The sequence below is a fragment of the Brevundimonas sanguinis genome (genome assembly GCF_029636725.1).
Classification (GTDB): domain Bacteria; phylum Pseudomonadota; class Alphaproteobacteria; order Caulobacterales; family Caulobacteraceae; genus Brevundimonas; species Brevundimonas sanguinis.
On the sequence record NZ_CP116770.1, the window covers coordinates 2,912,591 to 2,930,761 of the forward strand.

General features: G+C 67.5%; 31 protein-coding genes. 28 read left to right on the top strand and 3 right to left on the bottom strand.

Annotation, left to right across the window (positions count from 1 at the left end; translation table 11 throughout):
- Positions 1 to 61: 61 nt before the first annotated feature.
- Entirely contained in the window at positions 62 to 337 is a 276-nt protein-coding gene (locus PIB44_RS14295) for a hypothetical protein (RefSeq protein ID WP_278069870.1), read from the bottom strand.
- Positions 338 to 564: 227 nt separating this feature from the next.
- On the opposite strand from PIB44_RS14295, the gene PIB44_RS14300 reads away from it, so the two are divergent.
- The gene (locus PIB44_RS14300; protein ID WP_278069871.1) at positions 565 to 1,479 is read left to right on the top strand and encodes an exonuclease domain-containing protein; all 915 of its coding nucleotides are present in this window, start codon (positions 565 to 567) and stop codon (positions 1,477 to 1,479) included.
- Between the two features lie 10 nt (positions 1,480 to 1,489).
- On the opposite strand, the gene PIB44_RS14305 is transcribed toward PIB44_RS14300, so the two are convergent.
- Entirely contained in the window at positions 1,490 to 2,092 is a 603-nt protein-coding gene (locus PIB44_RS14305) for a LexA family transcriptional regulator (RefSeq protein WP_278069872.1), read from the bottom strand.
- 374 nt (positions 2,093 to 2,466) lie between these two features.
- Positions 2,467 to 2,889: a thermonuclease family protein gene (locus tag PIB44_RS14310; protein ID WP_278069873.1), complete on the bottom strand. Its 423-nt coding sequence runs from the start codon at positions 2,887 to 2,889 to the stop codon at positions 2,467 to 2,469.
- A 41-nt stretch (positions 2,890 to 2,930) separates the two neighbouring features.
- On the opposite strand from PIB44_RS14310, the gene PIB44_RS14315 reads away from it, so the two are divergent.
- From PIB44_RS14315 to PIB44_RS14445, 27 genes are all read left to right on the top strand, one after another.
- A complete protein-coding gene (locus PIB44_RS14315) occupies positions 2,931 to 3,155 on the top strand; it encodes a DUF6525 family protein (protein ID WP_278069874.1) in 225 nt (74 codons plus the stop codon).
- The gene (locus tag PIB44_RS14320; protein WP_278069875.1) at positions 3,152 to 3,601 is read left to right on the top strand and encodes a hypothetical protein; all 450 of its coding nucleotides are present in this window, start codon (positions 3,152 to 3,154) and stop codon (positions 3,599 to 3,601) included. Before PIB44_RS14315 ends, PIB44_RS14320 begins: the two co-directional genes overlap by 4 nt.
- Positions 3,598 to 4,056, top strand: coding sequence for a hypothetical protein (locus PIB44_RS14325; RefSeq protein WP_278069876.1), 459 nt, complete (start codon positions 3,598 to 3,600; stop codon positions 4,054 to 4,056). The genes PIB44_RS14320 and PIB44_RS14325 overlap by 4 nt, the downstream gene beginning before the upstream one ends.
- Positions 4,053 to 4,460: a hypothetical protein gene (locus PIB44_RS14330; RefSeq protein ID WP_278069877.1), complete on the top strand. Its 408-nt coding sequence runs from the start codon at positions 4,053 to 4,055 to the stop codon at positions 4,458 to 4,460. Before PIB44_RS14325 ends, PIB44_RS14330 begins: the two co-directional genes overlap by 4 nt.
- Complete coding sequence (locus PIB44_RS14335; RefSeq protein WP_278069878.1) at positions 4,457 to 4,690, top strand: hypothetical protein; 234 nt, start codon at positions 4,457 to 4,459, stop codon at positions 4,688 to 4,690. Before PIB44_RS14330 ends, PIB44_RS14335 begins: the two co-directional genes overlap by 4 nt.
- Complete coding sequence (locus PIB44_RS14340) at positions 4,687 to 5,010, top strand: hypothetical protein (RefSeq protein WP_278069879.1); 324 nt, start codon at positions 4,687 to 4,689, stop codon at positions 5,008 to 5,010. Before PIB44_RS14335 ends, PIB44_RS14340 begins: the two co-directional genes overlap by 4 nt.
- Positions 5,010 to 5,759, top strand: coding sequence for a hypothetical protein (locus tag PIB44_RS14345; protein ID WP_278069880.1), 750 nt, complete (start codon positions 5,010 to 5,012; stop codon positions 5,757 to 5,759). Before PIB44_RS14340 ends, PIB44_RS14345 begins: the two co-directional genes overlap by 1 nt.
- Positions 5,756 to 5,989, top strand: coding sequence for a hypothetical protein (locus tag PIB44_RS14350; protein WP_278069881.1), 234 nt, complete (start codon positions 5,756 to 5,758; stop codon positions 5,987 to 5,989). Before PIB44_RS14345 ends, PIB44_RS14350 begins: the two co-directional genes overlap by 4 nt.
- A 22-nt stretch (positions 5,990 to 6,011) precedes the next feature.
- Positions 6,012 to 6,299, top strand: a complete 288-nt coding sequence (locus PIB44_RS14355) for a hypothetical protein (protein WP_278069882.1) — start codon at positions 6,012 to 6,014, stop codon at positions 6,297 to 6,299.
- Positions 6,296 to 7,276, top strand: coding sequence for a helix-turn-helix domain-containing protein (locus tag PIB44_RS14360; RefSeq protein ID WP_278069883.1), 981 nt, complete (start codon positions 6,296 to 6,298; stop codon positions 7,274 to 7,276). Before PIB44_RS14355 ends, PIB44_RS14360 begins: the two co-directional genes overlap by 4 nt.
- The gene (locus tag PIB44_RS14365; RefSeq protein ID WP_278069884.1) at positions 7,269 to 8,099 is read left to right on the top strand and encodes a hypothetical protein; all 831 of its coding nucleotides are present in this window, start codon (positions 7,269 to 7,271) and stop codon (positions 8,097 to 8,099) included. Before PIB44_RS14360 ends, PIB44_RS14365 begins: the two co-directional genes overlap by 8 nt.
- Positions 8,100 to 8,347: 248 nt before the next feature.
- Positions 8,348 to 8,728, top strand: coding sequence for an HNH endonuclease (locus PIB44_RS14370; RefSeq protein WP_278069885.1), 381 nt, complete (start codon positions 8,348 to 8,350; stop codon positions 8,726 to 8,728).
- Positions 8,729 to 8,739: 11 nt separating this feature from the next.
- A complete protein-coding gene (locus PIB44_RS14375; RefSeq protein ID WP_278069886.1) occupies positions 8,740 to 8,919 on the top strand; it encodes a hypothetical protein in 180 nt (59 codons plus the stop codon).
- 79 nt (positions 8,920 to 8,998) lie between these two features.
- Entirely contained in the window at positions 8,999 to 9,457 is a 459-nt protein-coding gene (locus PIB44_RS14380) for a hypothetical protein (protein WP_278069887.1), read from the top strand.
- A 45-nt stretch (positions 9,458 to 9,502) separates the two neighbouring features.
- Positions 9,503 to 11,140 (top strand): terminase large subunit, encoded by a 1,638-nt coding sequence (locus PIB44_RS14385; protein ID WP_278069888.1) that lies wholly within the window; start codon positions 9,503 to 9,505, stop codon positions 11,138 to 11,140.
- A 10-nt stretch (positions 11,141 to 11,150) separates the two neighbouring features.
- Positions 11,151 to 12,428: a phage portal protein gene (locus tag PIB44_RS14390; protein WP_278069889.1), complete on the top strand. Its 1,278-nt coding sequence runs from the start codon at positions 11,151 to 11,153 to the stop codon at positions 12,426 to 12,428.
- Positions 12,415 to 13,284, top strand: a complete 870-nt coding sequence (locus PIB44_RS14395) for a head maturation protease, ClpP-related (RefSeq protein WP_278069890.1) — start codon at positions 12,415 to 12,417, stop codon at positions 13,282 to 13,284. The genes PIB44_RS14390 and PIB44_RS14395 overlap by 14 nt, the downstream gene beginning before the upstream one ends.
- Before the next feature lie 25 nt (positions 13,285 to 13,309).
- Positions 13,310 to 14,557 (top strand): phage major capsid protein, encoded by a 1,248-nt coding sequence (locus PIB44_RS14400; RefSeq protein ID WP_278069891.1) that lies wholly within the window; start codon positions 13,310 to 13,312, stop codon positions 14,555 to 14,557.
- 110 nt (positions 14,558 to 14,667) lie between these two features.
- The gene (locus PIB44_RS14405; RefSeq protein WP_278069892.1) at positions 14,668 to 14,907 is read left to right on the top strand and encodes a hypothetical protein; all 240 of its coding nucleotides are present in this window, start codon (positions 14,668 to 14,670) and stop codon (positions 14,905 to 14,907) included.
- Between the two features lie 3 nt (positions 14,908 to 14,910).
- On the top strand, positions 14,911 to 15,210 hold the full coding sequence (locus PIB44_RS14410; protein ID WP_278069893.1) for a head-tail connector protein: 300 nt from the start codon (positions 14,911 to 14,913) through the stop codon (positions 15,208 to 15,210).
- 11 nt (positions 15,211 to 15,221) lie between these two features.
- Positions 15,222 to 15,467, top strand: coding sequence for a hypothetical protein (locus PIB44_RS14415; RefSeq protein WP_278069894.1), 246 nt, complete (start codon positions 15,222 to 15,224; stop codon positions 15,465 to 15,467).
- The gene (locus PIB44_RS14420; protein WP_278069895.1) at positions 15,454 to 15,813 is read left to right on the top strand and encodes a head-tail adaptor protein; all 360 of its coding nucleotides are present in this window, start codon (positions 15,454 to 15,456) and stop codon (positions 15,811 to 15,813) included. The genes PIB44_RS14415 and PIB44_RS14420 overlap by 14 nt, the downstream gene beginning before the upstream one ends.
- Entirely contained in the window at positions 15,810 to 16,217 is a 408-nt protein-coding gene (locus tag PIB44_RS14425) for an HK97 gp10 family phage protein (RefSeq protein ID WP_112999599.1), read from the top strand. Before PIB44_RS14420 ends, PIB44_RS14425 begins: the two co-directional genes overlap by 4 nt.
- Complete coding sequence (locus PIB44_RS14430) at positions 16,214 to 16,639, top strand: DUF3168 domain-containing protein (RefSeq protein WP_278069896.1); 426 nt, start codon at positions 16,214 to 16,216, stop codon at positions 16,637 to 16,639. The genes PIB44_RS14425 and PIB44_RS14430 overlap by 4 nt, the downstream gene beginning before the upstream one ends.
- 66 nt (positions 16,640 to 16,705) lie before the next feature.
- Positions 16,706 to 17,146: a phage tail tube protein gene (locus tag PIB44_RS14435; RefSeq protein ID WP_278069897.1), complete on the top strand. Its 441-nt coding sequence runs from the start codon at positions 16,706 to 16,708 to the stop codon at positions 17,144 to 17,146.
- Positions 17,146 to 17,598, top strand: a complete 453-nt coding sequence (locus tag PIB44_RS14440) for a gene transfer agent family protein (RefSeq protein WP_278069898.1) — start codon at positions 17,146 to 17,148, stop codon at positions 17,596 to 17,598. The genes PIB44_RS14435 and PIB44_RS14440 overlap by 1 nt, the downstream gene beginning before the upstream one ends.
- 159 nt (positions 17,599 to 17,757) lie before the next feature.
- Positions 17,758 to 18,114: a hypothetical protein gene (locus PIB44_RS14445; RefSeq protein ID WP_278069899.1), complete on the top strand. Its 357-nt coding sequence runs from the start codon at positions 17,758 to 17,760 to the stop codon at positions 18,112 to 18,114.
- Positions 18,115 to 18,171 lie beyond the last annotated feature (57 nt).

Genomic DNA, 18,171 nt, shown 5'->3' on the forward strand with positions numbered 1-18,171 from the left:
CGGGTGGGGATGGACAGGACGGCGAGCGCCCCGGCGACGAGGAAGAAGAGGTGGACGCCGTTCACGACGGTAGCCCCGCCAGCAGGACCCACGGCCCGAGCCCGAGGAGCAGGGCGGCGGCGACGGCGGGGGCGTTGAAGCGCGGGCGACGGCGCGCGGCCTGGGCGCGGCGAACCTGGTTCGCGGCGGCTTCGAGACCGGCCAGGGCGTCGGCCAGGGCGGCGTCGGCGCGGCGCGCGTCTTTCGTCTCGAAGGCGTCAGCGATCGAGAGGCAGTCGATGACGCCGCCGGCGTAACTGCGGGCCGCGATAATCGGAAACTCTTGGGGGTTGGGCATGGGACACGCTCCGCGAAAGAGGGTGTCCGCACCGGCGCCGGGAGGGGAAACCGGCGTCGTCTCTGGAGGTCGGGTTCAGACGCTCGACCGATGCGGACGAACGGAATGTGCATAACGCACACTCTAACGTCAAGCGAAAATGTGCATAACGCACTTTACCGGCTAGGTCGGTGGACCTGTGCTGACATTTGCGGTTGGCTGGACGGCGTTATGCATTGGGGGCGCAGATGGGTTGGCTGGGGCGGTTGATGGGCGGCGGACGGACGACGCCCTTGATGGAAGTGGTCGTCGAGACGGAGCCGGATTTCGTCGTCATCGACGTGGAAACGGCGTGCTCGGACTATGGCAGCATCTGTCAGGTGGGCGTTGTCGGCTTCGCCGGGTCAAGGGAAGTTCTGGCCTGGGAGCAGCTGGTCGATCCCCGGCAGGCTTTTGACGCCTTCAATGTGCGGCTGCATGGCATCGACGAGAGGCGCGTGCGCGGCGCGCCCGACTTTCGAGGGGTGCACGGCCAGATCCGACAACTGCTGAGCGGGCGGGTGGCGGTGGCGCATTCCGGCTTCGATCGCGGGGCCTTGCGGCGCGCCTGCGAAGACTGCGGCCTGGATGAGGTCGAGGCGCGCTGGCTGGATAGCGTCGGCGTGGCCCGGATCGCCTGGCCTGAGCTGCCGAACCACAAGCTGAGCACCTTGGCGGCTCACCTCTCGCTGCCCCTGAACCACCATGACGCGCTCAGCGACGCCCGAGCGGCGGGGCTGGTCATGCTAAGGGCGATGGAGGCGACCGGCGCTGGGCTTGAGGACTGGTTTTGCGGTCGTCGGCGCGCTGAACTGCGCGCGCCCCCGGACGCGCCGCCCAACTTTTCCAGCGTCAGGAAGCCCTCCGGCGAAGGGGCGCTGAGCGGGCATCGCGTGGTCATCACGGGCACGCTGAGCGTTTCTCGCGAACAGATGGCCGACAGGATCGCCATGGCGGGCGGGCGGGTGGGCTCGACATTGGCGCCGTCCACCACGCTGCTGGTCCTAGGCGAGGAGCGTGGCGGACCGAGCGCGAAACACCGAAAGGCGATGGCGTTGCGCGAGGCGGGCGGAAATGTGCAGATCGTCAGCGAAGGCGAACTGCAGGCGATGCTGCAGGCCTAGCCGCCCAGGCCTAGCTGCGAGCGTACAGCCGCTCGAACGGCAGCGCCCACTCCAGCGCCACGTCCTCGATGGGGTCATAAGCGCTGTTCAGGCTGAATAGCGTGTAGAGCCCATCTCGCGAGCCCTGACGCAAGATCTTGAACAGCTTCCGCCCATCGGTAAGGCGGGCCATGACGCGACGCCCTATGAGGCCGCGCGGGTCGTCGTATCGCCGGCCAAACACCACGGTGTCGCCGGGATGGGCCAGGGGAGCCATGCTGTGCCCCTCCACGATTAGCGCGATCTGGTCTTCGTCGGCCGAAGGCGTGAGCCAGTCGTCCGCCGCGCCATGGGCGAAGTCGTCTGCGAACTCGCCTTCCGCCCCCGCCCCTACGCGACCGATGATGGGGATGCCTTTGCGGGTCTTGCGGCGGCGGTTGTAGAGAATCCATTCCGGCTCGACGTTGAAAGCCCGCGCATATAGCTCGGCGCTCTCCGGCCGTATGCCGCGCGTCCCGTTTTCGTGTTGAGCATAGGAGTAGTAGGCGACGCCGACGCGGGCGGCCGCCTCCTTGGCTGTGGGGTACCCCGCGGCAAGGCGGGCCTGCTTCAGGCGTTCGCTCGGCGTGCTCATTGCACATTCTTACAAGAAACGAGTGTGCAAAAGGCACTTGCGGCTATGGTGTGCGTAAGGCACATTCCCTGCCCATGCGTGCACATCGACAAATCATCGAAGACGCCGGCGGCGACCAGGGCATCGTAAGAGCGCTCGGCAGCCCGCCCGGCGTCCGCCCCGGTCGTGTCCGGTTCTGGCGCCGAAGGAACAGCATACCCGCCGAGTGGTGGTCCGCTCTTGCGCAAAGCGGGGTCGCTAGCCTGGACGAGCTGGCGGCGGCGGTCGCCAGTCCGGTTTCGAGCTTCGGTCATGCATCGACCTTGGCGCCGGTTGAGACGCTTGGCGCCGAGAATCCCGAGCGGAACGTCTCGCGAACGGGCGAACCCGGTTCGTCAGCGGCCCCGACCGCCTTCCCTGAGGCCGCGGCGGCGCATCAGACGGCCGAGGCTGGTTCCGTTCAGGGCGCACCGGGCGACGACCCGGTCGTAGGAGCGTCGGCCGGCGATGCAATTGACGCGGCGGCGCATGGCGATGTCGGTCAGGGCGTCGCGCGAGGCGCGTCCGCCCGGCTCGGAGAGTTCGGGGGCGTAGAAGTCCGCCAGGCGGACCTCGACCCAGCCGTCGCCACCCCGGCCCGGAATGGTCTCGACGCACAGGCTGTCACCGTCGCCGACATAGACGACGGGGCCGGCGAAGGCGCGTCCCGGCGCGAGTTCAGGCGGCATGGGGCCGCGGTCGGGAATGCGCTTGCACGGGTCGGCCAGGACGGGCGTGGCGAACAGGACGGCGGCGGCGGTCAGGGCGATTCGGAGCATGGCGTCAGCCTAGCCGCTGAATCCTGTCGCGGGGCGTCGGCATGACGCGCCGCACGACGGTCTATCCCGCCACGGGCGCGGCCGATCTGGCGGCCTATGACGACCTGCCGCCTGCGGTGAGGGCGAAGGTGCGCGCAGCGGACGCCCCCGTGGCGGCCATTCCCCTGCGCCGTTTCTGGACCGCCGAGCCCGGCGCGCGCGGCGCGGCGCGGGAGGCAGCCCTGCTGCGCGCGCTCGATCTTCACTTCCCGGAGTTGGCGGCATGAATCCCCGGCGAAACTGGTTGAAGCTGCGGACGCGGATGCTGATCCGGGCCTGTGGCGGGTTGGAGGAGGCCTCGGCGGCCTGCGCGGCCGAGTGCCGGCCGTATTCTGACAAACAGCTGTCGCGGTGCCAGAACCCGCGCGCGCCCGACCTGCTGCCCATCGATATCGTCGATTGCCTGGAGGCCTATTGCGGGCAGCACCTGATCACGCGCGCCATCGTGGACAGCAGCGTCCACACCGGCACCTCGGGCGAGCTCCGGGATCAGTCGTGCGAGGTGACGGAAGCTGCGGCAGACCTGCAACGCGAAGTGCGCGCGGCCGTGGCCGACGATGACGTGACGCCCGAGGAGGCGGCCGCGCTGCTGGACGCGCTGCAGCACATCAAGAGTCTGGCGGCCGACATCGAGGCCAGTCTGCACCCCCTGACGAAGCGAGGCGTGGCGTGACGCGGGCCGAGGACGTGAGCGCGGCCTTCGTGGCCGGGAAGCGCCGGATGGGGGCGGGCTGGGGCGCGATCGCGCGCATGACCGGCGCGCCAGAGCGCGACCTGCGGCGGCTGTATGACGACGGCTGGTGCGACCCCAGCCTCAGGGCGGCGGAGGAGTTGTCGCCGAGGGATCAGGTGCGGGCGGGCCTGCGGCGCGCGGGCTTTGCGCAGCAGGACGCCGAGATCCTGGCGCGGCTGTGGCACGCCAACGGGTCGAGGCTGCCCAGCAAGGTGCTGGCGGCGGGGATCGCCGGCGGGGGCGCCACCTATGACGTGGTCCGGGCCGCCAAGATCGTCGCGGAGCAGCGCGGCGTCCGGTTCGCCAATACGGCGCAGGGGTTCGCCCTGGCCCCCGAAGGCGTGTCCGCCATCGCGGCCCTGGCCGGGGCAGCGTTCAAGGGCGGCAGGCCATGACCGGCGGCTGGAACGGCCGGAAGCCGGGGGTCCGCGCGACGGGCGTCAACACGCGGGCGCAGTGGCGGGACCTGCTGAGCCTGGCCGGCCAGTGCGCCGCCGACGCGGACCGGGGCGACGACGGCGAGGCGGCCCAGCTGAGGCGGGCCAGCCTGGCCAACCGGATCAACACGGCGACCGCCGCCCTGTTCGAGCGCGAAGCGGGGGCGGCGACGGCGGACGCGGCCAAGGCCTTCATCCGCGTGACGCGGGCGTTCGCGCGGCGCGAAACGGCGCAGGCCCTGCGCCACGACATGGCGAACATGGTCAGCGACGCGGCGGCGTTTCTGGACCTGCGCCTGACGCAGATGGCGACCGACGATTTCAACCGCGCCCATGCCGGGCGCCCGGAGGTGTGGCGATGAGTGCAGAGACAGTGGTGGTGTCGGCCGAGCGTCTGGCGCAGGCGCTGGTGCGGTCCAGCCGGGGCGCGGGGATCGATCCGTTGACGGTCTTTGAGCCGCAGAACGAGTTCGTGCGGGCCGAGGCGGCCACCTATTTCGGGCGCTTCACACCCGGCCGAGTTGCGTTTCTGACGCGGGTGCTGCGCCTGCGTCACCCAGACTGCGCCTGCCTGCGGACGGGCGCGGCATGAGCGCGGAGGTCATCCAGTTCCCGGCCAAGACGCCCAAGCCGCCCAAGCATTTGAAGGAGGGCGACCTGCTGGTCACCTGTTTCAACGCGACCATGGGCCTGTGGTGCGCGTGGCCGGTGGCCGCCGTCGATGACGACGGCGTGCCGATGGGCGTGCGCCTGAGGAGCGGCAAGGTGCTGGCGGCGGATCGCGTCAGCTGTCAGCCCGAGGCGTACGGCTTCCGCCGGGGCGATCACGGAGACGGGTGTTTCGAGCGGCTGGCCTGGCGCACCTGGACATCGTCGGACGCGGCGCTGGAAGCGTTCGGAGGGCCGTGCTGATGGCGGGCTCGCGCGCGACGATGGCCAGCCGCGTCGAAGATCCGCAGAGCCTGGACTACTTCCCGTCGCCGCCCTGGTGGGGACGGGCGCTGGGCGAGGCGCTGGAGCGTCTGGGCCTTCCTCTGGCCTTGCACGGCTGGCCGTGCGCGGTGGAGGAGCCGGCGGCGGGCGAAGGCCATCTGGCCCATGGTCTGGCCGATGTGTTCGACGATGTGTGGGCGTCGGACGTGTTTCCCTATCCGCCCCGGCCGGGCGCGGTTCCCATCGTGGTGCAGGACTATCTGCATCCGGGGCGGGCGCCGTCGAGGCCTGCGCCGTGGCAGTCGTGTTCGGCGGGCTGGACCGCGACGAATCCACCCTTTGGCGACCTGACCGAGCCCTTCATCCGGCGCGCCTATGGGCGGGCGAAGGTGGGCGCGGCGATGTTGCTGCAGCTGCGCCTGCTGGAAGGCAAGGGGCGGCATCAGCTGTTCCGGGAGTGCGGCCTGTACGCGACCGTGGTCCTGCCCCGCAAAGGGTCCGGGGTGCGCAAGGGCGTGTGGAAGCCGGGTCAATCCACGGCGACGGCCTATGCGTGGTTCATCTTCGTCAAGCCGGGGATCGTGCCCGGCTGGCGGGGCTTTGACGGCGAGGCGCGTCAGCTATGGATGGACCCCGAGGCGGCCGCCCGGCTGACCCGGCCCAGCGACATGGCGTTCGCGGGACTGAAGGGCGTTGCGTCCGTGCCTGAGCTCGGGGCCGCGCCATGACGGGCGATCTCTTCGGACATGATCCGCCGAAGCGTGAGTCCGCAGGCGGTCAGGTGGCGCTGGCGATGGTGCTGCACGGCGAGACGTCGTCCGCCTGGCTGTTGGCCGAGGGAATGGACCGGCGCGAGGCGCGCTGGGTTCCGAAAAGCGAGTGTCGTCGCGGCGAGGGTCGGGACGAGAACGTCTGGACGCTGCCGACGTGGATGGCGCGCGACCGGGGGTGGATGTGATTCAAGCTTTGGGGGTGCGGCCATGCAGGCGGCGCTGAATATCCTGAGAGAGCAGAGGCGGGCGGTCCTGGACGTGCACCGGCAGTTGCTGCGCGATCATGCGTTGGAGGCCGAGGACCCGGCGCACCGCCGCCAGTTGCTGGCTCAGACATTGGCCGAGCAGCGCGAGCTGTCCGAGGCGCTTACCCTGATCGAACGGGTTATGGGCGGGCGTCTGGTCGAGGTCGCGGGAGAGGCGCGCCCGGCGCCGATAGGGGCGTGGGCCGAAACGGCGCCGGGCCGGCTGGTATCGCGCGAGGCGGGGGCATGAGCGACGTAGCCGTGACCTGGGCCAAGGCGCAGGAATGCCGGGACGCCAAGGGCAATCGCGACCGCAACGCCAAGGACGTGCTGAAGACGATCGCTGCATGGGCCGACGCCCAGGGCGAGGTGTGGGCCGCCGTGCCGGTTCTGGCGCTGGAGTGCGAGGTGTCGGAGCGGACGGTTCAGCGTGGCCTGCGCGCCCTGAAGGGCATGGGCCTGCTGATCGAGACGGGCGAGAAGAAGGTCTATCTGGGCCGGGTCTATCCCATCTATCGCATGCCGCTGGAGACGGGCCACGCCAGCACGATCCGACGCCTGAGGGCCGAGCGGGAAGCGGAGGCTTGGGGTGACACGGGCGTCACCCCAAGGGCTAACGATGGGGTGACGCCCGTGTCACCCCATGACGACACGGGTGTCACCCCGCGGGGTGACACGGGCGTCACCCAAATAGGGAAGGAAATTACTCAAGGGTTGAAACCCTCATCGCAGGCGCGCGCGTGTGCAGCCGCATGCGAGGCCTGGGCGACCAAGGCCCCCGAACGGGTCGCCCCTCGGCCGGTGGAGCGGGCGTGGCTGACCGCGGTGGAGCGATCGGGGCTGGGCGGCGAGCAGCTGCTGTCGGCGGTGCTGGCCGCCGTGGGCCGCGATCCGGACTTTGGGCGCGGCAAGGCGATGAACCTGGACCGCTGGCTGGACGAAGGCCGGTACGAGGCGTGGCTGGCGAGCGAGCCGGTCGCGGGTCCGGCTGCCGGCTCGGCGATCTGGGCCGGACCTGCGGAAGTGGTGACGACCGTGGCGGCCGCCATGGGGCCGGCGGCTGTGGCCAGCTACCTGAACCGAGCAGGCTGGGACGGCGGTCGGAGCGTCATCATCGCTTCCACGACGGTCGCGGCCGAGCGGCTGCGCGACGGGGCGGGAGCGGCGTTGCGGGCTATCGGGGTCCGCGTTGAACACGGGATCAGCGGGAGCGCTCAGCATGGCTAGGTCAGTGAGCGCAGCGGCCAAGATGCTGGCGGTCGCAGCAGGCGAGGTCGGGGCGCGGAAGGCGAACCGGGCTGCGTCAGACCGGATCGTGGTCAACGGGCAAACCCTCAACCGGGAGCAGGCCGAGGCGCTGGAGCGGGCGGCGATCCTGGCCAAGGGCTCGATCGAAGATCGGCGGCAGGCGGCTGCTATGGTCCGCCGCGTCGAGCGTCAGCTGTCGGCCGCGCGTGAGGCGGCTGCGGTCGCCGCCGGCATCGTCGAGACCGTGCAGGCGCTGGGCGGCGCTGATGTGGGCGTCGCGGTGGAGGTGGTCGAGACGGCCAGCTTTGTGCGCGACACGCACGGCGCCGTGCTGCGCCACCAGGGCGAGCCGGTGCTGAAGGTCGAGACCGCGACCCGCGCGAAGCGGGTGGACGGCCTCGAAAGCCTGCTGAAGTCCGGCGCGCTGGACGCGCATGACCATGAAGCCGGGCTGCTGTACCGGCGGATGGTGGCCAAGGCGCAGGCATCGGTCGGCTCCAGCCTGAACGAGCGATCGGCTGCGCCGCGGATGAGCAGCGACGGGGCGGTGTGGTCCGCCCTGGAGCGTGGCTATGCGGCGCTGAGGCTGCGGCTGGTCAAGGCGGCTATCGGGGATGAACGGTCGATGGCGGTGCTGGACGCTGTGGCGGGGCGCGGGATCACCATCAGGACGCTGGCCGGTGGCGGCGATGTGCGGGCCGCGAACGTGCGTCGCTTGGTGCGGGCTCTGCGCGTGGCCGGGCCGTTGCTGCGGACCACGGATGCGCAGTTGAAGAAGGCGCTTGCGAATCAGGGCCGCTAAGGGCATCTGATTCAGCACATTCAGAAATGCGCCTTGAGCCCGCCAGACACCTGTCTCGGCGGGCTTGGCGTATCTGGACCTCTTCCCGCATCTGATCACCCTGGGCCGGCTCCGAGCGCGGCAGGGACACCACGGCGGGCCTTAGGCTGAGAAAGCAACGGCGATGCGGGCGGCTCGCGTAACGGTCGGTTTCCTAACCGGCTGAGCCGATCTTCACCGGAAGGCCTGTCACACTCGGGCGAGTTCACATGGCGAAGTTGAAGGGTCCGCCGCCACTGATTGGCGCGCCGCGCTCAAGGGTCGGATGGGCTGCGGATGAGCCGGTTCGCAGCGATGCGCGCTCCAGCGGGGCTGCATGGCGCGCCTGGTACAAGACGGCGCGATGGCGCGCGCTGCGGGAGCAAGTGCTGATCCGCGACGCCTACACGTGCAAGCGCACCGGGCAAGTGCTGGGCGGGCGCTATCCCGCGCCGGACAGCCCGACCGTCAACCACAAGCGGCCGCATCGCGGAAGCGCCGAGCTATTCTGGGACATCGACAACCTGGAGACGGTCAGCAAGGCCGTCCACGACAGCGAGATCCAGCGCGAGGAACAGGTCAGCCTGCACCATCGCGGGGTCTGGGACTGAGGGAGATCGACATGGCTCCAATCCAAGTGACTGTCCGAGTTGTGCGGCCTTGGTGGCTGCCTGTGGTGGTCTACCTCGCCAAGCAATGGTTCGGCTGGAGGGCCTTCTGCCTCGACCGCAAGCTGACCGACGCCGAGTTGGCCGCCTTCGCTGATTGGTACGGCCGCCAGCTGCGCGCCGTCGTCGACTGACCCGGCCGGGGGGCATCGAAAGTCTGGAAGGCCCTTGTCTCAGAGACCGGCGCCCCCCTCACTCAGGGATTTTTTTCCGATGAGCGATGAAAACGAGGGCGATGTCGATCTGTGGGGAGACCCGTGGACGCCGCCGAAGGACCGGCGCGGGCGGAAACGGCATCGCTGGATGAAGCAAATCGCTGAAAACATTGCGGTTTTGAAAGCCTCGGGCCTGACGGTGGAAGTGATCGCCAGCCGCATCGGGCTCAGCGAGCCGACGCTCAGGAAGTATTATTTTCGGGAGCTTGAGGAAGGGGCTGACCTCGCCCAGGCGGTGCTGAACGAAGCGATGTGGCGGAAGGCGATCGCCGGAAACGTCGGCGCTGCGCGGTACATCCGAGAGGAGTTCGGCAAGGGGCCTGCGAAGGCGGCGGCGAACCGGGTTCGTCAGCGCGAAGAGAAGGCGCCCGCCTTGGGCATCAAGGCGGAGCGGCAGGCAGCCGCCGAGCGCGTCGGCGGCATCTTCGCGACCCCGGCCCCGCCGAAGCTGCAGTAAGCCATGGAGTGGTCGACGGCCTGCCTGGACTGGCGCGAGAGGATCGTGTCCAGGCGCTCTTTGCTGCCCGCACCGCTCTTCGTTGATGAGGGTGAGGAGGCGCTTCGCGTCTTCAAGTCGCTGCGCATCGTGGATGCGCCGGGCAAGCCGACCTTTGGCGAGGCCTGCGAGGAGTGGGTCTTTGATTTCGTTCGCGCGATCTTCGGCGCTTATGACGCGGCCAGCGGCCGGCGCCTGATCCGCGAGTTCTTCCTGCTGATCAGCAAGAAGAACTCAAAGTCGACCATTGCGGCCGGGATCATGGTGACCGCCCTGGTTCGTAACTGGCGTCATTCGGCCCAGCTGCTGATCCTGGCGCCGACTCTGGAGATCGCGAACAACGCCTTCGAGCCTGCTCGGGACATGATCCTGGAGGACGAAGACCTGGTCGTGCTGATGCACATCCAGGAGCACACCCGGACCATTACGCACCGAACAACGAAGGCGGTGCTGAAGGTCGTCGCGGCGGACACGGACACGGTCGGAGGCAAGAAGGCCGGGTTCATTTTCGTTGATGAGCTGTGGATTTTCGGCAAGCGCCCCAAGGCCGACGCCATGCTGAGGGAGGCGACCGGGGGCCTTGTTTCGAGGCCGGAAGGGTTCGTGATCTGGGCGAGCACCCAGTCGGATGAAGCGCCCGCCGGCGTCTTCAAGACCAAGCTGGACTACTTTCGTGGGGTCCGCGACGGGCGGATTCATGATCCGGCCAGCCTGCCCCTGATCTATGAATATCCGGAGGCGATGATTGAGGCGCAGGCCTATCTAGACCCGGCCAACTTCTACATCACCAACCCGAACATGGGGCGGTCTGTCTTCCTGAACTGGCTGGTCGATGAGCTGAAAAAGGTCATCAACGCCACTGGCGGTGAGCTTCAGGTCTTTCTCTCGAAGCACCTCAATGTCGAGATCGGTCTCCGCTTGGCGCAGGATCGCTGGGCCGGCGCAGACCACTGGCCAGGAGCTGCCGACGAAACGCTGACGCTCAACGAGCTGCTGGCCCGATCAGAGGTGGTGGTCGGCGGTGTTGACGGCGGCGGACTGGACGACTTGATGGGGCTGGGCCTCATCGGTCGGTGCCGGGACACGCGCGATTGGCTGTCGTGGTCGCGGGCTTGGGCCCACGACGACGTGCTGCAACGGCGGCAGGACATCGCGACCCAGTTGTGGGAGTTCGAGGCGGACGGAGATCTGGTCATCTGTGATGATCCGCTTCAGCCCATCCGGGAGGCCGCGGACATTCTGGAGCAGGTCTTCGCAGCCGGCCTGTTCCCCGAGAAGTACGGCATCGGCCTCGACCCGTTCGGGATCGCCGCCCTGATTGACGAGCTGGCGGTTCGGAAGATCGAGGGCGACCTGCTCTCGTCCATTCGCCAGGGATCGGCGCTGTCTCCGGCGTCCTGGGGGTTGGAGATCAAGCTGAAGAACCGAACGTTCCGCCACGGCGGGCGTCGGATGATGACCTGGTGTGTCGGGAACGCGAAAGCGCAGGTCCGCGGCGGCGCCGTGCTGATCACGAAGGAAAGCGCCGGGCGGGCCAAGATTGACCCCCTGGTCGCCCTGTTCAACGCGGCCATGCTGATGAGCCGCAATCCGGAAGCTACAGGCCCGTCCGTCTATGAACGGCGGGGCCTGTTGATGGTCTGAAGGAGGCGGAATGGATCTCGCCCGTCTCTGGCCCTTCGGGGCGAAACAGCAGGCCGAAGCAACCGCGCCCCGCGCCGATGTCGGCGATGGGGCCGTTTTCTATGCGCTCAACGACCCGATGGTGCAGGAATTTCTGCGCGACGGTCTGACGGCCGCGTCCGGCGCCACGGTCAACACCGAGACGGCGCTTCGCAATCCGGCGATGTTCCGGGCGGTAAGCCTGATCAGCTACGCGATCGGGATGCTGCCGCTCCACGTTATTGACGAGGAGACGAAGGAGAAGGCGGATCACCCGCTGTTCCGCATCCTTCACCGCGAGCCGAACAACTGGCAGACGGCCTTTGACTTCCGTTCGCTGATGCAGCTGCGTGCACTGGTCAAGGGAAACGCTTACGCCCTGATTGTCCGGTCGCGGCAGATCAGGACCGGCCGTGACGAGATCGTCCGCCTGGTCCCCCTGAACCCCGACTACGTTCAACCGGTCCAGAACGCCGATTGGAGCGTCAGCTATCGCTACCAGCCGCCGCAGGGCGTTCAGCGGACGCTGCGGCCGGAGGAGGTGTTTCACCTGCGCGGCCTGTCTCTGGACGGCCTCAACGGCCTCTCTTTGGTCAAGCAGGCTCGGGACGCTATCGGCCTCGCCCTCAGCGCCGAGCTGGCGGCTGGGCGTCTGTTCAAGAACGGCTCGTTTATCGGCGGCGCCCTGAAGCATCCTGGCAAGCTGTCTGACCCCGCCTTCGAGCGGCTCAAGACCAGCCTTGCCGAGAAAGAGGGCGCTCAGAACGCGGGCAAGAACCTGATCCTCGAAGAGGGGATGGACTACGTGACCATGGCGCAGAACGCCAAGGACGCGCAGCTGACCGAACTTCGAAAGATGCAGGTCGAGGAAATCGCCCGCGTCACTGGCGTGCCTCGCCCGTTGCTCATGGTCGATGAGACGAGCTGGGGTTCGGGCATTCAGGCGCTGGGTCAGTTCTTTGTCCAGTACGCCCTGGGGCCGTGGTTTGAGGCCTGGCAACAGGCGGCCGAACGATCGCTTCTTGTTGGGGCTGAGAAGGATCAGTTTTCCGTCAAGTTCAACCCGGGCGCCCTGTTGCGCGGCTCGACCAAGGATCAGGGCGACTTCTTCGCCAAGGCGCTCGGAGCAGGCGGCCAGCCCGGCTGGATGAGCCAGAACGAGGTCCGCCGTCTCAACGACATGCCCGCTGTCGAAGGCGGCGACGAAATCAGCAAGGGGCTTGGCGCGCCGCCAACCCCATCGAAAGGAGGCGAAGATGAGCCAGCGTAACCTGCGGGTCTTCGCCAAGACCCGCCCGGCGGCCATGCCGCAACCGGCGACCCGCGATGTTCACGCATTCACCAAGCCCCAGGTGTTCGACAAGTGGTCGGACGACGCGGCAGGCATCCGTGCCCTCGAGCGTGGCGACAACGTCATTACGATGTTCGACATCATCGGTGAGGACTTCTGGTCCGGCGGCGGGGTGACGGCGAAGAAGGTCGCCAGCCAGCTCCGCGCCATCGCCGGTCCTGTCGAAGTCCAGATCAACTCGCCCGGCGGCGACATGTTCGAGGGGATCGCCATCTACAACGTCCTGCGGGAGCATCCGCACGACGTGACGGTCAAGGTGATGGGCATGGCTGCCTCGGCGGCTTCGATCATCGCCATGGCCGGCGACACCGTCGAGATTGGCGCGGCGTCGTTCCTGATGATCCATAACTGCTGGGTCTTGGCCGTGGGCAACCGCCACGACATGCGGGAGACGGCAGAGTTCCTGGAGCCGTTCGACGCGGCCATGGTGGATGTCTACGCGGCGCGTTCCGGCCAGAAGTCCGAAGACATCGCCAAATGGATGGACGCCGAGACCTTCATGAGCGGCTCGCAGGCCATCGAGCGCGGCTTCGCCGACGCCCTGCTGGCGGCCGACAAGATCACGACCGATGACAAGGCGAAGGCTGAAGATCGTCGCGTCAACGAGCTCCGCGCGATGGAGCTACAGCTGGTTTCTGCGGGACTGACGCCTGCCCAGGCGCGCGACCGCATTCTCAAAATCACGGGCAAATCTGTCCCTGATGAAGCCGCCGAACCCGGCGACCAAGGCCTATCGGCGTCTATTGTCGGCCTGCTGGCTACCCTTCGCGCCTGAGGCGCTTCAACAGAAAGACCACACCATGAAGACCCATCTGTTGGGCGCCGCTCCGCGCGCCCTGTGCGGCGCCGTGCGCGCCGACGCGTCGGACCCCAAGGCCATGATCGGCCAGCTCCAAGCCGCCTTCGAAGAGTTCAAGAAGGCGAACGACGAGAAGCTGAAGGCCAAGGCCGACGTTGTCCTGGACGAGAAGGTCCAGCGCATCGACGCCGCTGTCGACGGCTTCCAAGCCGCCATCGACGAGCTCAACGCGAAGATCGCGGCAGGCCCTGCCGGCGAGAACATCATCGGCGATCTGCAAGGCGATCCTGAGTATGTGAAGGCCTTCAAGGCTCACATGCGCAAGGGCGACAACGCCGGCTCTGAGATCCAGGCCGCCATGACGAAGGGCACCGACGCGGACGGCGGCTATCTGGCCCCGGTCGAGTGGGACCGCACCATCACCGGCAAGCTGAAGCAGGTCTCGCCGATCCGCGCGAACGCCCGCGTCATCTCGATCACCACGAACGGCTTCAAGAAGCTGTTCACTGATCGCGCCGTCGGCAGCGGCTGGGTTGGGGAAACGGCCGCCCGTCCGGCCACCAGCACGCCGCAGATCGCTTCGCTCGACTTCCCCCTGGGTGAAATCTACGCGAACCCGGCGATCTCTCAACAACTGCTGGACGACGCGGCCATCGATCTGGAAGCCTGGCTGGCCGATGAGGTCCAAACCGAGTTCGCGCGCCAAGAGGGCATCGCCTTCCTGTCGGGCGACGGCACGAACAAGCCGCACGGCATCCTGACCTACGTGGAAGGGGCCGCCAACGCCGCTCGCCACCCCTGGGGCGCCATCCAGACCGTCAGCAGCGGCGACGCCGCCAAGCTGACCTCGGACGGGTTCATTGACCTGTTCTACAGCATCCCGACCGAGTACCGCGCCAACGCGAAGCTCTACACCAACCGCGGCTCTCAGGCTGCGATGCGTAAGCTGAAGGACGGTCAGGGCAACTACCTGTGGCAGCCGTCCTATGCTGCTGGCCAGCCGGCCACGCTGGCGGGCGAAACCATCGTCGAGGTGCCGGACATGCCGGCCGTGGCCGCCAACTCCATCGCCGCCCTCTACGGCGATATGGAAGCGACCTACCTCGTGGTCGATCGCGTCGGCATCCGCGTGCTGCGCGATCCCTACACCAACAAGCCTTTCGTCCACTTCTACACGACGAAGCGCGTGGGCGGCGGGGTCTACAACCCCGAGCCGATGCGGGCCCTGAAGGTGGCGGCGGCCGCCTAACCATCACGACAGACTGACGGGGCCGGTTCACGCCGGTCCCGGCTTTCCCGAGCGGGCGTGCTGCGCCCCTTCTGGCAAGTCGGGGAACCCACATGGCTCAGGAGGCCAATATGACCGAGACCAAAGACAAGAAGACCGAGGCCAAGATCGCCCCGGCGACCGAGTTCGCGCCGTCGGGCGCTCCGATCCAGTCCGTGCCGGACGTTGATCCGAATGACCCTGCCGTCGACTCCGACCCGCGCGCTGGCACGACCGAGGACCAGAACCGCATCGACTTCAACGATCCGACGCTGTCGGGCGCCGAAGCGGTCGCCAAGAACCTCGGCTTGAAAACCGAAACCAAGGACTGAGCCATGCTCAACGTCGTCGTCACCGAGACCGGCCCGCTCTTCAGCCTGGCCGAGGCCAAGCAGCACCTGCGCGTCGATCACGATGACGACGACACCCTTATCGAGACCTACGCTGACGCCGCGGTCTCAAGGGTCCTGCAATATTGCAACATCGCCACGGTCCCGGCCGGGGACATCCCGGTCGCTGCCTTCAAGGCGTCCGCTCTTCTGACGCTGGGCGCCCTTTACGAAAACCGCGACGACGGTGTGTTGCCGAGGGCCGCGAGCCTTCTGGTCGATCCATACCGTTGGCTCCGCGTCTGAGGAGACCCGCCATGCGCGTTCGCTTCACCGAACCCTATGACTACACGCCGAGCGAAGAGCCGCGCGTGCTGATTGCTTTCTCTCCGACTGGCGGGGCCGAGAAGGACGGCGCCTACACAGTCCGCCGGGAATGCGGCGAAGCTGCCGTGAAGGCGGGCAAGGCGGTCGAGATCGCCCCGGACCCGCTCGACCACGACCGCAACGGCCGCAAGGGCGGATCGCTGCCGAAGGCGAAGAAGACCAGTGCCGAAGCCTAAGGGTGCCGGCGACCTTCGCCATCGGGTGAAGTTCCAGCGCCGGCCGATCGACGGCGACGACGGCTACGGCAACCCCGAAGGCGACTTCGCCGACCTGGGTATCGAGCGCTCCGCCAGCCTGACCCCGACGCGCGGCGGCGAGGATGTTCAGGCCGGCCGCGTGGCAGGCAAGGCCCTTTGGGACTGCTGGGTCAGGAACGACAGCGGGACGCGTCAGATCACGACCGGCGACCGTGTGGTGGACGCCAGAGATCCAAGCTGCGTCTTCAACATCCGCTTCATCGGCGACATGGACGGCGACCGGACGTGGCTGCTGATGCAGCTGGAGAGCGGGGTCGCGACGTGAGCGAGGACATCGAAGGCCTCAACCGCCTGATGGCCCGGTTCGCCGCTATGCCCGCCAATGTGCGCAAGCGCGCCGGCCAGCAGGCGTTCATGGGCGCCGAGGACATGGTCGCGACGATGAAATCCATCGCCCCGCGTGATGACGGGGAAGACGGCGACCAGAAGCTGGTGGATCACATCTACCAGGAGGAAGGGCGGCTGGGGGATATCTCCTACGTCGTCATCAGCGACGCCAAGGACAGCAAGGGGCGGCCGAAAGCTCCGCGTGTCGAGCTGGGGCACGTCGCGGAGGATGGAACGCAGGTGCCGGCCGTGCCCCACTTCTACCCGGTCGTCCGGACCTTGGGCCCGAAGATCAAGCGCCGGATCGCCAGCGCCGTGACGCGGGAGCTTCGCAAGAAATGATCGACGGACAACTGGAGCTGCAGGGCGCCATCAACTCCACGGTGCGCGGATCGGCTGTCATGGATGGGCTGATCGGCAAGCGCATCTATGACCAGGTCCCGGCGGACGAGACCGGGCGGGTTTCGGACGACCTCTTCCCATATGTGTCGTTCGGCCCGATGACGTCTGGCGACGACGGCGACCAATGCCACGACCTGGTGGCGATCTCCGTCCAGTTGGACTGCTGGTCGCGCGCTGTGGGCTGGCCCGAAGTAAAGCGGATCGCAGCGGCCTTGGTGAAGCTGCTGAACGACAAGATCGCGGTGCCCGGCTTCACCGTCGTCATTCACGAAGTGGAGCGGGTGCTTTCGACCCGCGAGGCAGACCGGCGGACCAGCCGCGTCGCCATCCACCTTCGCTACCGGCTGGCGCCTCGCGCCTGATCCCCGAGCAACCGCTCAACCCTGAACCGCCCCTGACCGGGCGGCGCTTTCACATGGAGAACCGCTATGGCGGAACCTGAATACGTTGAGGTCGTCTCGGGCGAGTCGATCCTTGTCCAAATCGGCGATGGCGCTGACCCCGAGGTCTTCGCGCACGACTGCATGATCAACGGCTCGCGCTCCTTCGAGCGCACTGCGTCGGTGACCGAGCAGAGCATTCCCCGCTGCGACGACCCTTCCCAGCCCGACAAGATCGTGCGGCGTGTCGACAGCACCGACAGCAGCATTGGCGGTGGCTTTAAGGTCCACGCCTCTTCGATGCTGCCGTGGATGCAGCGTGTCGGTCAGACGGTGAACGTGCGCGTGCGTCAGGCTGGCATGTGGCGCGTGGCCGGGGCCTACATCCTGCAATCGTTCAGCGTCGAGGCTGAAGCTCGCGGCTACGCCACCGGCTCGATGAACATGGTGCAGGCCGACGAGCCGACCATCGGCGCGGACGCTCCTTAATGAGCCGTTCGGCCAAGGCCCGCGCCCCGTTCGGCGACAGCGTCTATGACTTCCAGCTGACCATCGGTCAGTTGGAGGAGCTTCAGGAACTGACCGATGCAGGGCCGGAGGAGATCTATCAACGGATCTCGGAAGGTCGCTGGCGGCTGGCGGACCTGCGGCAGACGCTGCGCCTGGCGCTCATCGGCGGCGGCGTCGATCAGTTCAAGGCGCTGGGCCTGGTCGAGCGATACGCTGGGCCGGGCGACTTCCTGGCCTTGAAGCCGCTGTGCCTGTCCATCATCGCCGCCGCGCTGGTCGGCGCTCCTGACGAGGACAAGCCGAAGGGGGAGATGGAGGGGGAGACGAACCGCTCCCCCGACGAAAGCTCCGGTTCGGCAACTTCTACGCCATTGGCGGCGCCATCGGCCTCTCGCCCGAAGCGGTCGCGCAAACCTCGATCTGGCGACTGATGCGAGCCTATGACGGCTGGCTGAAGGCCCAGGGCGCGGAGAGTAAGGAAGGCCCGCCGTCCGATGCCGAGTTTGAGGCGGCGGTGAAGGCGGCGCGGAGTTAGGCCTTCCCCGAGGGCTGCCGCCAAAATATGCTCCTGCGAATGAGCGGAGGGTTCTTTGAAAAAGATCGCGATCTTGTCGTTGGCTTTTCTCGCAGGTTGCGGCTCGGCGCTGGACATCCGGGACGCGAAAGAGGCCGTGAAAGACACGCTTCGAGACCCGGGTTCTGCAGAGTTTAGACACGTAAGAGTGGTTCGGCAGGACGGGCAGCCACGAGTGGTGTGCGGAGCGTTCAACGGCAAGAACGCTTTCGGCGGGTACGTTGGCTTTCGCGACTTCTATTATCGAGACGGTTATCTGCGCGTGGGTAGTGAGGTCGGCGACGCCTCGCGCTCACTAGCGGAGATCGAGGACAGCACGAGATTCATTCGTGAGCACGCGCGGCTGTGTTTGGGGCTGGATGTGCAGCCGTAACCGGCAGGCAGTCTGAAGGTGTAACGGGCGGTTCTTTCGGAGCCGCCCTTTTTCATG

Bases quoted from the DNA above. Each gene is read 5' to 3' on its own strand.
- PIB44_RS14345 (WP_278069880.1), top strand. From the start codon at position 5,010: ATGGCGGGCTCGCGCGCGACGATGGCCAGCCGCGTCGAAGATCCGCAG.
- PIB44_RS14330 (WP_278069877.1), top strand. From the start codon at position 4,053: ATGACCGGCGGCTGGAACGGCCGGAAGCCGGGGGTCCGCGCGACGGGC.
- PIB44_RS14355 (WP_278069882.1), top strand. From the start codon at position 6,012: ATGCAGGCGGCGCTGAATATCCTGAGAGAGCAGAGGCGGGCGGTCCTG.
- PIB44_RS14380 (WP_278069887.1), top strand. From the start codon at position 8,999: ATGAGCGATGAAAACGAGGGCGATGTCGATCTGTGGGGAGACCCGTGG.
- PIB44_RS14405 (WP_278069892.1), top strand. From the start codon at position 14,668: ATGACCGAGACCAAAGACAAGAAGACCGAGGCCAAGATCGCCCCGGCG.
- PIB44_RS14340 (WP_278069879.1), top strand. From the start codon at position 4,687: ATGAGCGCGGAGGTCATCCAGTTCCCGGCCAAGACGCCCAAGCCGCCC.
- PIB44_RS14390 (WP_278069889.1), top strand. From the start codon at position 11,151: ATGGATCTCGCCCGTCTCTGGCCCTTCGGGGCGAAACAGCAGGCCGAA.
- PIB44_RS14350 (WP_278069881.1), top strand. From the start codon at position 5,756: ATGACGGGCGATCTCTTCGGACATGATCCGCCGAAGCGTGAGTCCGCA.
- PIB44_RS14395 (WP_278069890.1), top strand. From the start codon at position 12,415: ATGAGCCAGCGTAACCTGCGGGTCTTCGCCAAGACCCGCCCGGCGGCC.
- PIB44_RS14410 (WP_278069893.1), top strand. From the start codon at position 14,911: ATGCTCAACGTCGTCGTCACCGAGACCGGCCCGCTCTTCAGCCTGGCC.
- PIB44_RS14310 (WP_278069873.1), bottom strand. From the start codon at position 2,889: ATGCTCCGAATCGCCCTGACCGCCGCCGCCGTCCTGTTCGCCACGCCC.
- PIB44_RS14375 (WP_278069886.1), top strand. From the start codon at position 8,740: ATGGCTCCAATCCAAGTGACTGTCCGAGTTGTGCGGCCTTGGTGGCTG.
- PIB44_RS14370 (WP_278069885.1), top strand. From the start codon at position 8,348: ATGGCGAAGTTGAAGGGTCCGCCGCCACTGATTGGCGCGCCGCGCTCA.
- PIB44_RS14440 (WP_278069898.1), top strand. From the start codon at position 17,146: ATGAGCCGTTCGGCCAAGGCCCGCGCCCCGTTCGGCGACAGCGTCTAT.
- PIB44_RS14305 (WP_278069872.1), bottom strand. From the start codon at position 2,092: ATGAGCACGCCGAGCGAACGCCTGAAGCAGGCCCGCCTTGCCGCGGGG.
- PIB44_RS14335 (WP_278069878.1), top strand. From the start codon at position 4,457: ATGAGTGCAGAGACAGTGGTGGTGTCGGCCGAGCGTCTGGCGCAGGCG.
- PIB44_RS14365 (WP_278069884.1), top strand. From the start codon at position 7,269: ATGGCTAGGTCAGTGAGCGCAGCGGCCAAGATGCTGGCGGTCGCAGCA.
- PIB44_RS14435 (WP_278069897.1), top strand. From the start codon at position 16,706: ATGGCGGAACCTGAATACGTTGAGGTCGTCTCGGGCGAGTCGATCCTT.
- PIB44_RS14300 (WP_278069871.1), top strand. From the start codon at position 565: ATGGGTTGGCTGGGGCGGTTGATGGGCGGCGGACGGACGACGCCCTTG.
- PIB44_RS14315 (WP_278069874.1), top strand. From the start codon at position 2,931: ATGACGCGCCGCACGACGGTCTATCCCGCCACGGGCGCGGCCGATCTG.
- PIB44_RS14415 (WP_278069894.1), top strand. From the start codon at position 15,222: ATGCGCGTTCGCTTCACCGAACCCTATGACTACACGCCGAGCGAAGAG.
- PIB44_RS14400 (WP_278069891.1), top strand. From the start codon at position 13,310: ATGAAGACCCATCTGTTGGGCGCCGCTCCGCGCGCCCTGTGCGGCGCC.
- PIB44_RS14295 (WP_278069870.1), bottom strand. From the start codon at position 337: ATGCCCAACCCCCAAGAGTTTCCGATTATCGCGGCCCGCAGTTACGCC.
- PIB44_RS14320 (WP_278069875.1), top strand. From the start codon at position 3,152: ATGAATCCCCGGCGAAACTGGTTGAAGCTGCGGACGCGGATGCTGATC.
- PIB44_RS14360 (WP_278069883.1), top strand. From the start codon at position 6,296: ATGAGCGACGTAGCCGTGACCTGGGCCAAGGCGCAGGAATGCCGGGAC.
- PIB44_RS14430 (WP_278069896.1), top strand. From the start codon at position 16,214: ATGATCGACGGACAACTGGAGCTGCAGGGCGCCATCAACTCCACGGTG.